Genomic DNA, 14,994 nt, shown 5'->3' with positions numbered 1-14,994 from the left:
TATGCCCAACGCACCCGAGCCAGAACGCGACGGCACCGGTGACGACGTCAGCCAGCGGCTGGCAGCCAGCGAGGCCGAAACCGAGACGCTCAAACTCGCCAAACGGCAGCCAGAGGCGGCCACCGAACCCGTCGGGCCCGACGACCAGCCCGAGCGGCGCTTCACCGCACCGGGTTTCGACGAAAAGGAAACCCAGGTGATCGCCACCGCCCCGGAGGCGCCCACCGAGGCCTTCCAGACGCGTGCCGCACCGAACACGCCGTCAGCCGCGCCCCCGCCGCCACCGAAAGCGGCTGTGCCGCAATCGATTCCCGCTCGCAGCGGTGGCAAACAGCCGACCAAGACCCGCAATTGGGGCTGGGTGCTGGCGATCGTGGTGATCGTCCTGGCGCTGGCGGCGATCGCGATCCTGGGCACCTTGATCCTGACCCGCAACAACGATTCGAAGGTGTCGCAGGAAGACCAGGTCAAACAGACCATCCAGGGCTTCGACATCGCCGTCCAGCGCGGCGACCTGACCGCGCTGCGCGGCATCAGTTGCGGCACCACCCGCGACGGCTATCTGGAGTACGACGAGAAGTCGTGGTCAGATACCTACCGCCGGGTTTCGGCGGCCAAGCAGTATCCGGTGATCGCCAGCATCGACCAGGTGGTCGTCAACGGTCAGCACGCCGAGGCCAACGTCACCACGTTCATGGCCTACGACCCGCAGACCCGGTCGACACGCAGCCTGGACCTGCAGTTCCGCGACGACCAGTGGAAGATCTGCCAGTCACCCAGCAGTTAGCCCGCGCTAGCAGACGCAAAAGCCCCCAATTTCCTTGCGAAATGGGGGCTTTTGCGTCTGCTCGGCACTATGAGGTGACCGACTTGCCGGCGCAGTGCAGGTCGTTGCATGCCTCGATGACACGCTCGGCCATCGCCGCTTCGGCCTTCTTCAGGTAGCTGCGCGGGTCGTAGACCTTCTTGTTGCCCACTTCGCCGTCGACCTTGAGCACGCCGTCGTAGTTGGTGAACATGTGCGCGGCCAGCGGGCGGGTGAACGCGTACTGGGTGTCGGTGTCGACGTTCATCTTCACCACGCCGTAGCGCAGCGCCTCCTCGATCTCGGACTTCTCCGACCCGGAACCACCGTGGAAGACGAAGTCGAACGGCTGCGCGTCGTCGGCCAGACCGAGCTTGGCCGCGGCCACCTTCTGACCCTGGGCCAGGATGTCGGGGCGCAGTTTGACGTTGCCCGGCTTGTACACGCCGTGCACGTTGCCGAAAGTCGCGGCCAGCAGGTAGTGCCCGTGTTCGCCGTGACCGAGCGCGTCGATGGTCTTCTCGAAGTCCTCCGGCGTGGTGTACAGCTTGTCGTTGATCTCGTTGGCGACGCCGTCCTCCTCGCCGCCCACCACCCCGATCTCGATCTCCAGGATGATCTTGGCGTCCGCCGCCGCCTTGAGCAGTTCCTTTGCGATTTCCAGGTTCTCGTCGATCGGCACCGCCGAGCCGTCCCACATGTGCGACTGGAACAGCGGGTTATCCCCTTTGCCGACCCGTTCCGACGAGATCGCCAGCAGCGGGCGCACGTAGCCGTCCAGCTTGTCCTTCGGGCAGTGGTCGGTGTGCAGCGCGACGTTGATCGGATACTTGGCCGCGACGACGTGGGTGAACTCGGCCAGCGCCACCGCACCGGTCACCATGTCCTTGACGCCCAGTCCGGAACCGAACTCCGCGCCGCCGGTGGAGAACTGGATGATGCCGTCGCTGCCCGCTTCGGCGAAGCCCTTGAGCGCCGCGTTGACCGTCTCCGACGAGGTGCAGTTGATGGCCGGGAAGGCGTAGGCGTTCTCCTTGGCACGTCCGAGCATCTCGGCATAGATCTCGGGGGTTGCGATGGGCATGGAACGGCTCCTCCTAGACGACTGGCCTACCCAGTATGACAACGCCGGTATGTTGAACCACCATGAGCACCACCCTGGCGGCCCTGCCGAACATCCTCGACCCCATGTACTGGGTCGGACCGCAGGGATTGTTCGCCTCAGCCGTGCTGCCGACCATCCTGGTCATCGTCTTCGTCGAGACCGGACTGCTGTTCCCGCTGTTGCCCGGCGAGTCGCTGCTGTTCACCGGTGGATTGCTGGCCGCGCATGGGACGCTGGACATCCGGGTGCTGGCACCCGCCGTGGCGGTGGTCGCCATTCTTGGTGACCAGACGGGATACTTCATCGGCCGCCGGATCGGGCCCGCGCTGTTCAAGAAGGAAGACTCGCGGTTCTTCAAGAAGCACTATGTGACCGACTCGCATGCGTTCTTCGAGAAGTACGGGGCGTGGGCGATCATCCTGGCGCGGTTCATGCCGTTCGTGCGGACATTCACCCCGGTGATCGCCGGCGTGTCCTACATGCGGTATCCGGTGTACCTGGCGTTCGACATCGTCGGTGGCATCCTGTGGGGCGCCGGGGTGACGATAGCGGGCTACTTCCTGGGCAACGTGGAATTCGTGCACCACAACCTGGAGAAGATCATCCTGGGCATCCTGTTCGTGTCGATGATCCCGGCGTTCATCGCGGCCTGGAAGGGTTACCGGGGCCGACGCCGCAGCGCGCAGGCGACCGCCGAAGACGAAGCGGATCCGCTGACGTTATCCGACTGACGCGACGCGGTGCGCGGCCTCCATCAGCATCCAGCCCGACAGCTGCACCGACAGGTCCCGCTCGGGGATCTCCGAGCTGTTAACCGCGCCCTGGACGAACTGCGCCTCCTGACCGGCCGCTTTGGGGATCTCGGCGTCGCGGTCCCAGAACGCGCCGAACACCGGTAGCCCGTCCACGGTCTGGCGGTAATCCCATGCCGACTTCGCCGACGACAGCACGATCTTGGCGGCGGTGTCCCGGGCCGCGACGTCCTCGGCGGCGTCGCCCGGCAGGTCGGTGGCGACCAGCGCCAGGTAGCGCGCGGTGATCCCGGCGAACAGGCCTCCGTCGCCGCCACCGCCACCCTTGAGCACCCCGGCCGGCGCCATGTGCTCGTTCACCGCGGCGACCAGGCGGTGCACCCGCGGCCGGTGCCGGTCGTCGTGGGTGCGTTTGGCGAGCTCGGTTTCCAGCCCCAGCACCACACCCTGGCAGTAGGTGTACTGCGGGCGGACCAGCGAACCGTCCTTGATGCCGTCGAACACCAGATGTGTCTCCGGGTCGATCAAGGTTTCGTCGAGCCAGTCAGCCATCTGCTGGGCACGCCGCAGGTGCCCGTCATAGCGGGCCAGGAAGATCCCCGCGGGGCCGTTGGAGGGAGCGTTGAAGAATCGTTCGCCGCCTTTGCGCCACGGGATGCCGCCGCCGTCTTCGGGCGCCCAGGCGTCGAGGAACTGCCTGGCGAGTTTGGGCAGCGCCCGGCTGCGTTCGACGTCGACGAGCCGGGCGGCGCGCTCCAGCGCCAGCGCCAGCCACGCCATGTCGTCGTAGTAGCTGTTGGTCCAGCGGAAGGTGTTGCGCAACCGGTGTGACCGGACCTGCCGGTTGATCCGGGTGTGCCGTTGGGGTTGCGGGTCGCGCAGCTGGGCGTCGATCAGGCAGTCCAGCAGATGCGCCTGCCACCAGTAGTGCCAGGTGCCGAACAACCGGTCGCGGCGAGCCGACGGCCACGCGACCACGCCGAGCTGGGTGCCGGGCAGTAGCCAGACCCGGCTCAGGTGCCGTTGCGTGACAGCGGTTTCGGAGCTGGCGGCCCGGTTCGCCCATACCTGATCCATAGCTGTCGATCCTGCCTTACCGTCGCAGCGGGTGATCACCAGGCGCGGGTGAGGTCCCCGTGCTGCCGAATCCAGGCGTGCATCGCGATACCCGCGGCCACACCGGCGTTGATGCTGCGCGTCGAGCCGAACTGCGCGATCGACACCGTGATCGTCGCGCCGGTCCGGGTGTCGTCGGTGATGCCGGGCCCTTCCTGCCCGAACACCAGCAGGCAGTCGCGCGGCAGGGTGGTCTCTTCCAGCCGGGCGGCGCCGGGCACGTTGTCCACCGCGACCACGGTGAGGCCGGCGGTCGCCGCGAAGTCCATCAACTCGGCGGTGCTGTCGTGGTGGCGCAGCCGCTGGTAGCGGTCGGTCACCATGGCGCCGCGGCGGTTCCAGCGCCGGCGGCCGACGATGTGCACGGTGTCGACGGCGAACGCGTTGGCGGTGCGGACCACCGATCCGATGTTCGCGTCGTGCCCGAAGTTCTCGATGGCCACATGGAGCCGGTGGCGCCGTTTGTCGATATCGGCGACGATCGCCGCCCGGGTCCAGTACCGGTAGGCGTCGACGACGTTGCGAGTATCGCCGGCGCGCAACAGATCTGGATCGTAGCGGGGGTCATCCGGCGGGTCACCCGTCCAGGGCCCGACCCCACCCCCGGCCGGCGCGCCCCATTCGGTGGGACCCGGCTCGGTCACTTGGTGGTCCACACCGCGGCGTGGGTGCCGACGACCGCCACCGTCGCGTACAACAGCGCCTCGTTGATCTCGCCCTGGGTGCACAGGGATGCGCTGAGCTGCACAGCATCCCGCGACGCGTCGGGCAGAACCAGCACCGAGGACCCGTAGGTCGCGCAGCCCGGGCTCAGCGGCCGGCCGGACAGAGTCGGCGTAGCCAACAGCATCAGAGGTCCGCCGCGTTTGGCGGAGTCCTCGCGATACCGATCCGCCACCGCGTCGGCCTGCAGACCCAGCAGCATGTAGCCGTTGCCGTTGAACGCCGCCGGGTTACCCAACTGGGCCTGGGTCACCGGCATGCCGTCGGCGCGCCACGCCGACACACTGGTGGTCTTGACGACCAGTCCGGTGTCGCTCTCCTTGGTCGGCAACAGACCCACCGGGAACGCCGCCGGATAGGCTGCCGCGGTTCCGGCGATCCGATCGCGCGGGGAGTAGACGTACATCCCGCGAACGGCGCTGCGTTCCTTCAGCGGCCCCAGGCACACCGTGCCGGTGAGCCGGTCCGGCGGCGCCTTCAGTGGTGACGTGACGTCGCGGACCTTGGTCATCGCCTCGTCGCAGCTGCCCAGCCCGGTCGCCTCCATCGGGTGCGACAGCGCGCCGTACAGACCGAACCGGATGTCTTCTGCCTTGGCGTGCGGCTGGTGCGCGTCCGTCGGCGACGCGTCGACGTCGACCAGCACATACTCGTCGGACCAACGCAGATTCGACACGGACATGTTCCAGCCCAGCACCGCCTGAGATTCCCCGAAGCGGGCGTTCTGCGCACCCCAGATCCGGCTCTTGTCCGACCCCGAGCAGCCCACCAGGCAGGCCAGCGCCAGGGTCAACGCCACGAGAAATCGCACCACCGCGGCCTAGCTCAACCCCAGATCGGCGAGACCCAGCACGCTGCGGTAGGGCAACCCCTCGGCTTCGATGGCCTCCGCGGCGCCGGTCGCGCGGTCCACGACGGTGGCCACGCCGACCACGTCGCCGCCGGCATCCTGGACGGCGCGCACCGCGGTCAGCGCCGAGCCACCGGTGGTGCTGGTGTCCTCCACCACCAGCACCCGCTGGCCGGACACCTCGGACCCCTCGATAAGTCGTTGCAGGCCATGGGCTTTCGCCGACTTGCGGACCACGAACGCGTCGATCGGGCGGCCCGGCGCGTGCATGACCGCCGTCGCGACCGGATCGGCGCCCAACGTCAGGCCGCCGACCACCGCGTAGTCCCAGTCCTGCGTGAGTTCGCGCATCAGCCGGCCGATCAGGGCCGACGCCCGGTGGTGCAGGGTGGCGCGGCGCAGGTCGACGTAGTAATCGGCCTCCTTGCCCGACGACAGCGTGACGCGGCCGTGCACCACCGACAACCGGCGCACCAACTCGGAGAGTTCGGCGCGCGGCTCAGGTTCGGCCACTGCCACTGCCGAATCGCTTGGTCACGGCGCGCGCCAGCCGTCGCGGCATTGCGCGTCCCGTGGCGACCAGGAACTTGTACTCGACGCCGGGCACACTGATCACCTTGCCGCGGGCGACGTCGGCGAGACTGTCGCGGACCACATCGTCGACCTCGAGCCACATGAACGACGGCACCTCGGTCATGTCGATTCCGGCGCGACTGTGGAACTCGGTGCGCACGTAGCCCGGGCAGACGGCATGCACTCCGACACCGGTGCCCTGCAACCCGTTGGCCAGTCCTTCGGTAAACGAGATGACCCAGGCCTTGGACGCGGAGTACGTCGAGCCCCGGCCGGGCAGCAGGCCGGCGACGCTGGCGATGTTGATCACGGTGCCGGCCCGGGCATCGAGCATGGCCGGCAACGCGGCCCGGGTCAGATGCATGACCGCGGTGACGTTGACGTCGAGCTGTTTCTGCAGGTCCGCGGGGTCGGCGTCCCAGAATTCACCGGACGTGCCGAAGCCGGCGTTGTTGACCAGGACGCGGACCCCGTCGGCCAGCCGCTCGGCGACCTTGTCGCGATCGGCGCCCACCGCCAGGTCCGCGCGCAGAATCTCGATGTTGCCGGCTTCGGACTGCAGCTCGCCGGCCAACTGCTGCAGCCTTTCTGCATCCCGGGCAACGAGAACGAGGTCGTAGCCGTCGCGGGCGTAACGGCGGGCATATCCGGCACCGATGCCCGAAGTGGGCCCAGTGATCAACGCGACAGGTCGGGGCATCGGCGCTCAGTGCTGGTAGTTGCTGGCCTGGTGGCCGTTGCGGCCCGTCCGCGGCGGACGCCGAGCGGTTTCGGGCTCGGCGGCGCGGCGACCCGGCTCGGGCAGGATCCCGGCGGCCGGGTCGGGTTGGGCACGTCGCGACGGCAACTCCGCTCGGGCCGCCGAGGCGAGCGGTCGGCTGGGGGCACGCCGGCCCTCGGACTCGCCGGTCTCCTTGGTGGTCTCGGCGGGCAGCGGCGGCAACACCCGCAGCAGGTCGTTGAACTGGCGGACCGTGCGCAGACCCTCGTCCCACTGGGCGCGCGTGCTGGCGATCGGCATCGCCACCAGTGTCCAGTGCTGCTCGTTCCACATGATCTCGGCGCAGTCGGGTGCGGTGTGGGCGAAGGTGACCATGCGCCGGTCGCAGGCCCGCCTGGCCGCGTCGAGATTGGTGGAGTAGACCATCCGGGGTCCGATCGCGCCGAGCAGCCAGATGTCGCTCTCGCGCGGCTCCTTGAGACCCTTCAGACGCAGGTCGACCACCACGTTGGTGCCGACCTTGCGGTGCAGGGCGATCACCGTGGCGACTTCCTCGAGGTCGAAGATGTACACCGCCTCGCCCCGGATCTGCCCCAGCACGACGTTCTGCGCGGGCACATCACCGACCGTCGACATCACCCCGCGCTTCCAGCGGTGCAGGATGTCGGTGGATTCGCGTTCGTAGTCGAAGCCGTGTGACCTGGCCCAGGACCTGCGGCGCCGGCTGCGTCCGCGGCGTCGATCGATGTCGACGTACAACAGCACCGCCGCACCGACGAAACACAGTGCGGACAAGGTGAACCAGAGCGGGACCATCGGAGGACAGCTTATCTGCTGTCTGGTTCGAACACAGAATCCGAGCTGGTCACAACCACGTCACAGGGTAGCGTCGAGCGACGCCCGAGGGGGTGGCGGTGAGGTGGCGCGAGCAGACGCGAAAGCCCCCGAAAACGGTCGTTTTCGGGGGCTTTCGCGTCTGCTCACGCCGTGGGACTCAGCCCAGAACCAGCGAGTCGCCGTCCGCGCTGACGTTGACGGGCACCACGTCGCCGTCGTGCACCTCACCGGCCAGCAGCATCTTGGCCAGCTGGTCGCCGATGGCCTGCTGGACGAGCCGGCGCAACGGCCGCGCGCCGTACACGGGGTCGAAGCCGCGCTGGGCCAGCCACTGCTTGGCCGGCAGCGACACCTCGAGCTGCAGGCGCCGCTGGGCGAGCCGCTTGGCGAGCTGGTTGAGCTGGATGTCCACGATCTGGACCAGTTCCTCGGGGTTGAGGCCGTCGAAGATCAGCACGTCATCCAGGCGGTTGATGAACTCCGGCTTGAACGCCGAGCGCACCGCCGCCATCACCATCTCCTCGGTGCCACCGGATCCCAGGTTGGACGTCAGGATCAGGATCGTGTTGCGGAAGTCGACCGTGCGGCCCTGGCCGTCGGTCAACCGGCCCTCGTCGAGCACCTGCAACAGCACGTCGAAGACGTCCGGGTGGGCCTTCTCCACCTCGTCGAACAGCACCACCGTGTAGGGCCGCCGGCGTACCGACTCCGTCAGCTGACCGCCCTGGTCGTAGCCGATGTAGCCGGGGGGTGCACCGACCAGCCGGGCCACCGAGTGCTTCTCGCCGTACTCGCTCATGTCGATGCGGACCATGGCGCGTTCGTCGTCGAACAGGAAGTCCGCCAACGCTTTTGCCAGCTCGGTCTTACCGACGCCGGTCGGGCCCAGGAACAGGAACGAACCCGTCGGCCGGTTGGGGTCGGCGACCCCGGCCCTACTGCGGCGCACCGCGTCGGAGACGGCCTGCACGGCCTTCTTCTGCCCGACGACACGCTTGCCCAGCTCGTCCTCCATGCGCAGCAGCTTGGCGGTCTCGCCTTCGAGCAGCCGGCCGGCCGGGATCCCGGTCCACGCCGACACCACGTCGGCGATGTCGTCCGGACCGACCTCTTCCTTGAGCATCACATTCTCGCGGGCCTCGGCCTGCGGGATCGCGGCGTCGAGCTTCTTCTCGAGCTCGGGGATGCGGCCGTAGCGCAGCTCGGCGGTCTTCTCGTAGTTGCCGTCGCGCTCGGCGCGCTCGGCCTCGCCGCGCAACGCTTCCAGCTGCTCCTTGAGTTCGCGGACGACGTCGATGGCGTTCTTCTCGTTCTGCCACCGGGTGGTCAGCTCGGCCAGCTTCTCCTTGTAGTCGGCCAGCTCGGCGCGCAGCTTGTCCAGCCGTTCGCGCGATGCCGCGTCCTCTTCTTTGGCCAGCGCCATCTCTTCGATCTCCAGCCGGCGCACCAGACGCTCGACCTCGTCGATCTCTACGGGACGGGAGTCGATCTCCATCCGCAACCGGCTGGCGGACTCGTCGACCAGGTCGATCGCCTTGTCCGGCAGGAAACGGGCGGTGATGTAGCGGTCGGACAGGGTGGCGGCGGCCACCAGCGCGGAGTCGGTGATGCGCACCCCGTGGTGCACCTCGTAGCGGTCCTTGAGCCCGCGCAGGATGCCCACGGTGTCCTCCACCGACGGCTCGCCGACGAACACCTGCTGGAAGCGGCGCTCCAGCGCGGCGTCCTTCTCGATGTATTTGCGGTACTCGTCGAGCGTGGTGGCGCCGACCAGCCGCAGTTCGCCGCGGGCCAGCATGGGCTTGATCATGTTGCCGGCGTCCATCGCCGATTCGCCGGTCGCGCCGGCGCCGACGATGGTGTGCAGCTCGTCGATGAACGTGATGATCTGCCCGGCGGAGTTCTTGATGTCGTCGAGCACCGCCTTGAGGCGCTCCTCGAACTCGCCGCGGTACTTGGCGCCGGCCACCATGGACCCCAGGTCCAGGGAGACAACGGTCTTGTCGCGCAGGCTCTCCGGCACGTCGCCGGCGATGATGCGCTGGGCCAGGCCCTCCACGATGGCGGTCTTGCCGACACCGGGCTCGCCGATGAGCACCGGGTTGTTCTTGGTGCGCCGCGACAGCACCTGAACCACGCGCCGGATCTCGTTGTCGCGGCCGATGACCGGGTCGAGCTTGCCGTCGCGGGCGCGGGCGGTCAGGTCGGTGGAGTACTTCTCCAGGGCCTGGTAGGTGGCCTCGGGGTCGGCGCTGGTCACCCGCGCGCTGCCGCGGACTTTGACGAACGCCTCGCGCAGCGCCTGCGGGGAGGCGCCGTGCCCGGTCAATAGTTTGGCGACGTCGGAGTCGCCGGTGGCCAAGCCGACCATCAGGTGCTCGGTGGAGACGAACTCGTCGTCCATCTCGGTGGCCAGTTGCTGGGCGGTGGTGATGGCCGCCAGCGACTCGCGGGACAGCTGCGGCTGGGAGCTGGCGCCGCTGCTCTGCGGCAGTCGGTCCAGCAGCCGCTGGGTCTCGGTGCGAATGGCGGCGGGCTCCACGCCGACAGCCTCAAGCAGCGGCACGGCGATCCCGTCGTTCTGCGTCAGCAGCGCCATCAGCAAATGAGATGGCCTGATCTCGGGATTGCCGGCGGACGACGCCGCCTGCAGTGCCGACTTCAGGGCCGCCTGCGTCTTGGTTGTCGGGTTGAAAGAGTCCACGACACCTCCGTTCGGGTCTTGATGAAAAATCTTGTCGGGTGGTACAACGCCGTCAAGGTTGAGTCTGTTCCGCTCAAGTCTAAACTCCCCTGGGCGAGCAGACGCAAAAGCTCCCGACACGCCGGGGAAAAAGGGGATTTTGCGTCTGCTCGCGCCAAGAAAAGGGGCCCCTAAAATTGGTGGGCGTGGGACTCGAGGACCGGGAGGCGTTGCAGACGCTGCGCGACGCGTTCACCGACGCCGAACTCGTCCACCGCTTCTATACCCGCTGGTTCGCCCTCGACGCCTCTATTCGCGACCTGTTCCCCCCCGAGATGGCCGGCCAGCGCGCCGCGTTCGGGCACGCACTGCATTGGCTCTACGGCGAACTGCTCGCCCAGCGCGCCGAGGAGCCGGTCGCCTTCCTCGCCCAGCTGGGCCGCGACCACCGCAAATACGGCGTGCTGCCGGCGCACTACACGACGTTGCGCAGCGCGTTGTCTGCGACGCTGCGCACCCAGCTGGGCAGCGCGTGGACGCCGGCCGTCGCCGAGGCCGCCGAACAGTCGCTGAACCTGTTCGCCGGGGTGATGAGCGGGGCCGCGGACTCCGACGACGCACCCGCCTGGTGCGACGGCACGGTCGTAGAGCACCACCGGGTGTCGCGGGACCTCGCGGTGGTGCGGCTGCGCCTGGACCGACCGCTGCGCTACCACCCCGGGCAGTACGTCAACGTGCACATTCCGCAGTGCCCGCGCCGCTGGCGTTACCTGTCGCCGGCCATCCCCGCCGACCCGGACGGTCAGATCGAGTTCCACGTCCGGGTGGTGCCCGGCGGCCTGGTCAGCAACGCCGTCGTCACCGAGACCATGCCGGGGGACCGTTGGCGGGTGTCGAGTCCGCACGGCGGATTCCACGTCGACCGCGACGGCGACGACGTGCTGATGGTCGCGGGCAGCTCGGGACTGGCCCCGCTGCGGGCACTGATCATGGATCTGAGCAGGTTCGCCGAGAACCCGCGGGTGCACCTCTTCTTCGGCGCCCGCTACCCCTGCGAGCTCTACGACCTGCGCACGCTGTGGCAGGTCGCCGCCCACAATCCGTGGTTGTCGGTCTCGCCGGTATCGGAGTACAACCGCGATCCGGCCTGGGCGGCCGAGTACCCCGACGTCTCGCCGCCGCGCGGACTGCACGTGCGCCAGACGGGCCGGCTGCCCGACGTCGTCACCAGGTACGGCAACTGGGGCGACCGGCAGATCCTGATCTGCGGCGGACCCGACATGGTCCGCGCGACCAAGGCCGCGCTGATCGCCAAAGGCGCGCCCGCCGAACGCATCCAGCACGATCCGCTGTCGCGATAGGCCGCGGCGGATATCGCGGCGCACGCCCCGCGAGAACCGCGCCGAAAAGATCTGTGGATTTTTCGCGAATCGAACGCAATTCTGTGTCAGACGGCTGTTGAATAGTCATCTGCTGACACACGCGCCCAACGGGATATGCGGTTCCAGTTAGGAACAGGTGATGAGCTTCGCGGTGCTCCCTCCCGAGATCAACTCGGCGCGGCTACTGTTCGGCGCGGGCCTGGAACCTCTGCTGCGGGCGGCAGCGGCCTGGGACGGCCTGGCCGCCGAGCTGGGTCTGGCAGCGTCCTCGTTCTCCTCGCTGACCTCGGGACTTGTCGGCTCGTCGTGGCAGGGTGCGTCGGCGGTCGCGATGGCCAGTGCTGCGGCGCCGTATCTGGGTTGGTTGACGACGGCAGCGACGCACGCCGAGCAGGCGGGCACCCAGGCGCGGGTCGCCGCGGCGGCGTTCGAAGCCGCGGTCTCGGCGACGGTGCAGCCGGCGATCATCTCGGCCAACCGCTCCCAGTTCGTGTCGCTGGTGCTGTCGAACCTGTTCGGCCAGAACACCCAGGCGATCGCGGCCAGCGAAGCCCTCTACGAACAGATGTGGGCCCAGGACGTGGTCGCGATGTTCGACTACTACACCGGAGCCGCGGCCGCGGCGGCGGCCCTGGTCCCGTTCCCGGAAGGGCTGCTGAGCCTGCTGGGGGTCTCGGTTCCCGCCGCCGTCCCCAGCCTGGACGTCATCGCAGCCGCGGCCGCCCGCAGTTTCCGCAACCTCGGCTTCGCCGACATCGGTGTCGGCAACATCGGCAGCGGCAACATCGGCAACTTCAACATCGGCTCGGGAAACATCGGCAGCAACAACGTCGGCTTCGGCAACGTCGGACCGGCGCTGACGGCCGCATTCGACAACTTCGGCTTCGGCAACACCGGCAGCGGCAACATCGGCTTCGGCAACACCGGCAACAACAACATCGGCTTCGGCAACACCGGCGACGGCAACCAGGGCATCGGGCTCAACGGCATCGGACTGTCCGGCTTCGGCGGCCTGAACTCCGGTTCGGGCAACCTCGGTTTCTTCAACTCGGGCACCGGCAACATCGGTATCGGCAACTCGGGCACCGGAAACTTCGGCATCGGCAACTCCGGCAACAGCTACAACACCGGCATCGGCAACTCCGGCGAAGCCAACACCGGGTTCTTCAACACCGGCATCGCCAACACCGGCTGGGGCAACACCGGCAACTACAACACCGGCATCTTCAACCCCGGCAACAGCAACACCGGAGGCTTCAACCTCGGCAACTACAACACCGGATTCTTCAACGACGGCAACTACAACACCGGCATCGGCAACCCCGGCAACGTCAACACCGGTGCGTTCAACACCGGCAACTACAACAACGGATTCCTGTGGCGCGGCGACAACCAGGGACACTTCTTCACCAGCGGACCGGGCTACTTCAACTCGACCAGCACTCCGTCGTCGGGATTCTTCAACAGCGGACTCGGTAGCTCGTCGGGGTTCTTCAACACCGGCGCCAACAACTCCGGCATCCTCAACACCACGCCGACGGTCCTGGCCGTCGGCAACTCGGGCTTGTTCAACACCGGCGGCTTCCAGTCGGGTCTGATCAACTCGGGCAACACCATCTCGGGCCTGCTGAACTCCAGCCTGGTCGCCATCACGACACCGGCGTTCGTCTCGGGTGTGTTCAACACCGGAAGCAACATGTCGGGCGTCTTCGGCGGCCCGTCGACGTTCAATCTCGGGCTGGCCAACGACGGCGCCCTGAACATCCTCGCCAATGCCAATATCGGCAGCCGCAACATTCTGGGCAGCGGCAATATCGGCGACTTCAACATTCTCGGCAGCGGAAATGTCGGCAGCGGCAACATAATCGGTAGCGGAAACATTGGCAGCCAGAACTTCGGTAGCGCCAATATCGGCTCGCTGAACATCGGCAATGCGAACATCGGCCTGAACAACATCGGCTCGGGCAACCTCGGCAGTTTCAACTTCGGTTTCGGCAACCTCGGCAGCTACAGCATCGGGTTCGGCAACGCCGGCAACTTCAACCAGGGTTTCGCCAATACCGGCAACAACAACATCGGCTTCGGCAACACCGGAAACAACAGCTTCGGCATCGGCCTCACCGGCGACGGCCAGTTCGGCATCGGCGCCCTGAACTCCGGTCTGGGCAACACCGGGTTGTTCAACTCGGGAACCAATAACTTCGGCTTGTTCAACGCGGGCACCGGCAACATCGGCATCGGGAACTCGGGCACCGGCAACGTCGGCCTGTTCAACGCCGGCGTCGGGAACTGGGGCTTCGAGAACCCCGGCAGCGGCAACACCGGATTCCACAACCCCGGTGACTACAACACCGGCTTCGGTAACGTCGGCGCCCTCAACTCCGGCTTCTACAACACCGGCAGTTACAACACCGGCGGTTTCAACGCCGGCAACTTCAACACCGGCGACTTCAACGCCGGCAACACCAACACCGGCAGCTACAACCCGGGCAACACCAACACCGGGTTCTTCAACACCGGCAACGTCAACACCGGCCTGCTGAACAGCGGCAACTTCAACAACGGCTTCTCCCAGGCGCTGGACAACCAGGGCCAGATCGCCATCGATCTGTCGTACACCACCCCGTACATCCCGATCGACATGTCGATGACGATTCCGGTGAACATCGTCATGCCGTTGGGCGGCATGACGATCCCGCTGACCGAAGCCGGAGCGATCTTCCCCAGGACCTTCTACCTGCCGGTGCCGATCATCGCCCCCGAGGGGCTGTTCTTCGTCGGGCCCATCACGCTGGGTGCCTCGACCATCACCGCTCCGCTGGTCACGCTGACCATCGGCGGACCGGGAGTCAACCTGCCGATCAGCATCACCGGGGCCCTGGAAAGCCGCACCATCACATTCCTGAACATCCCCGCCGCACCCGGGATCGGGAACTCCACCACCAACCCGTCGTCGGGCTTCTTCAACACCGGAGCCGGCGGCTCGTCGGGTTTCCAGAACCTGGGCGCGGGCATTTCGGGCATCTCGAACATCGCCGCGACGCTCGGCGCGTCCGGCTTCCAAAACGTCGGCTCGTTGACGTCGGGCTGGGCCAACCTGGGCAACTCCGTCTCCGGCTTCTACAACACCAGTGCGCTGAACCTCGCGACCCCGGCCAACATCTCGGGCCTGTTCAACATCGGCAGCAACGTCTCGGGCCTGTTCAACGGCCCCAACGGCACGGTGTTCAACGCCGGCCTGGCCAACCTCGGCCAGTTGAACTTCGGCGACGGCAACCTCGGCAGCTTCAACCTGGGTAGCGGCAACATCGGCAGCAATAACTTCGGCTTCGGCAACCTCGGCAGTGGCAACTTCGGCAGCGGCAACGTCGGCGTCGGAAACTTCGGCTTCGGCAACGCCGGCCCGGGTCTGACGGCGGTCCTGGACAACATCGGTTTCGGCAACCT

12 protein-coding genes are annotated in these 14,994 nt (G+C 67.3%); 4 read left to right on the top strand and 8 right to left on the bottom strand.

The window, feature by feature from the left end:
- The first annotated feature begins 1 nt into the window (after position 1).
- Complete coding sequence (locus tag AC5Y47_RS14115; protein WP_499944622.1) at positions 2 to 787, top strand: Rv0361 family membrane protein; 786 nt, start codon at positions 2 to 4, stop codon at positions 785 to 787.
- Positions 788 to 854: 67 nt separating this feature from the next.
- Here AC5Y47_RS14115 and fbaA read toward each other — a convergent pair whose 3' ends face one another.
- Positions 855 to 1,889, bottom strand: coding sequence for a class II fructose-bisphosphate aldolase (gene fbaA, locus AC5Y47_RS14110; protein ID WP_499944621.1), 1,035 nt, complete (start codon positions 1,887 to 1,889; stop codon positions 855 to 857).
- A 62-nt stretch (positions 1,890 to 1,951) separates the two neighbouring features.
- Between fbaA and AC5Y47_RS14105 the strand changes: the two genes are divergently transcribed.
- A complete protein-coding gene (locus AC5Y47_RS14105; protein ID WP_499944620.1) occupies positions 1,952 to 2,641 on the top strand; it encodes a DedA family protein in 690 nt (229 codons plus the stop codon).
- Here AC5Y47_RS14105 and AC5Y47_RS14100 read toward each other — a convergent pair.
- The 7 genes from AC5Y47_RS14100 to clpB all read right to left on the bottom strand — a co-directional run bounded on the left by AC5Y47_RS14100 (position 2,630) and on the right by clpB (position 10,186).
- Entirely contained in the window at positions 2,630 to 3,739 is a 1,110-nt protein-coding gene (locus tag AC5Y47_RS14100) for a glycoside hydrolase family 76 protein (RefSeq protein ID WP_499944619.1), read from the bottom strand. The two genes, AC5Y47_RS14105 and AC5Y47_RS14100, sit on opposite strands and share 12 nt — an antisense overlap.
- A gap of 35 nt (positions 3,740 to 3,774) precedes the next feature.
- Positions 3,775 to 4,422 carry a TrmH family RNA methyltransferase gene (locus tag AC5Y47_RS14095; protein ID WP_499944618.1) on the bottom strand — a complete coding sequence of 216 codons (648 nt, stop codon included), beginning with the start codon at positions 4,420 to 4,422 and terminating at the stop codon, positions 3,775 to 3,777.
- Positions 4,419 to 5,312 (bottom strand): hypothetical protein, encoded by an 894-nt coding sequence (locus AC5Y47_RS14090; RefSeq protein ID WP_499944617.1) that lies wholly within the window; start codon positions 5,310 to 5,312, stop codon positions 4,419 to 4,421. The genes AC5Y47_RS14095 and AC5Y47_RS14090 overlap by 4 nt, the downstream gene beginning before the upstream one ends.
- 9 nt (positions 5,313 to 5,321) lie before the next feature.
- Positions 5,322 to 5,864, bottom strand: coding sequence for an orotate phosphoribosyltransferase (pyrE, locus tag AC5Y47_RS14085; protein ID WP_499944616.1), 543 nt, complete (start codon positions 5,862 to 5,864; stop codon positions 5,322 to 5,324).
- Positions 5,851 to 6,624 (bottom strand): SDR family NAD(P)-dependent oxidoreductase, encoded by a 774-nt coding sequence (locus AC5Y47_RS14080; protein WP_499944615.1) that lies wholly within the window; start codon positions 6,622 to 6,624, stop codon positions 5,851 to 5,853. The genes pyrE and AC5Y47_RS14080 overlap by 14 nt, the downstream gene beginning before the upstream one ends.
- A 6-nt stretch (positions 6,625 to 6,630) precedes the next feature.
- A complete protein-coding gene (gene ttfA / locus AC5Y47_RS14075) occupies positions 6,631 to 7,461 on the bottom strand; it encodes a trehalose monomycolate transport factor TtfA (RefSeq protein ID WP_499944614.1) in 831 nt (276 codons plus the stop codon).
- A 178-nt stretch (positions 7,462 to 7,639) separates the two neighbouring features.
- Positions 7,640 to 10,186 (bottom strand): ATP-dependent chaperone ClpB, encoded by a 2,547-nt coding sequence (gene clpB, locus AC5Y47_RS14070; protein WP_499944613.1) that lies wholly within the window; start codon positions 10,184 to 10,186, stop codon positions 7,640 to 7,642.
- Positions 10,187 to 10,371: 185 nt separating this feature from the next.
- On the opposite strand from clpB, the gene AC5Y47_RS14065 reads away from it, so the two are divergent.
- Positions 10,372 to 11,526 (top strand): FAD-binding oxidoreductase, encoded by a 1,155-nt coding sequence (locus AC5Y47_RS14065; RefSeq protein WP_499944612.1) that lies wholly within the window; start codon positions 10,372 to 10,374, stop codon positions 11,524 to 11,526.
- A gap of 160 nt (positions 11,527 to 11,686) precedes the next feature.
- Positions 11,687 to 14,994, top strand: a 3,308-nt coding sequence (locus AC5Y47_RS14060) for a PPE family protein (RefSeq protein ID WP_499944611.1), incomplete at its 3' end; no start/stop codon positions are given.

The organism is Mycobacterium sp. NGS22 (assembly GCF_059813095.1).
The sequence above is the reverse complement of the archived record's forward strand: the minus strand, read 5'-3'. Positions and strand labels throughout refer to the sequence as shown.

Excerpts from the sequence above, each read along its gene's own strand:
- AC5Y47_RS14115 (WP_499944622.1), top strand. The coding sequence starts at position 2 with ATGCCCAACGCACCCGAGCCAGAACGCGACGGCACCGGTGACGACGTC.
- fbaA (WP_499944621.1), bottom strand. The coding sequence starts at position 1,889 with ATGCCCATCGCAACCCCCGAGATCTATGCCGAGATGCTCGGACGTGCC.
- AC5Y47_RS14105 (WP_499944620.1), top strand. The coding sequence starts at position 1,952 with ATGAGCACCACCCTGGCGGCCCTGCCGAACATCCTCGACCCCATGTAC.
- AC5Y47_RS14100 (WP_499944619.1), bottom strand. The coding sequence starts at position 3,739 with ATGGATCAGGTATGGGCGAACCGGGCCGCCAGCTCCGAAACCGCTGTC.
- AC5Y47_RS14080 (WP_499944615.1), bottom strand. The coding sequence starts at position 6,624 with ATGCCCCGACCTGTCGCGTTGATCACTGGGCCCACTTCGGGCATCGGT.
- ttfA (WP_499944614.1), bottom strand. The coding sequence starts at position 7,461 with ATGGTCCCGCTCTGGTTCACCTTGTCCGCACTGTGTTTCGTCGGTGCG.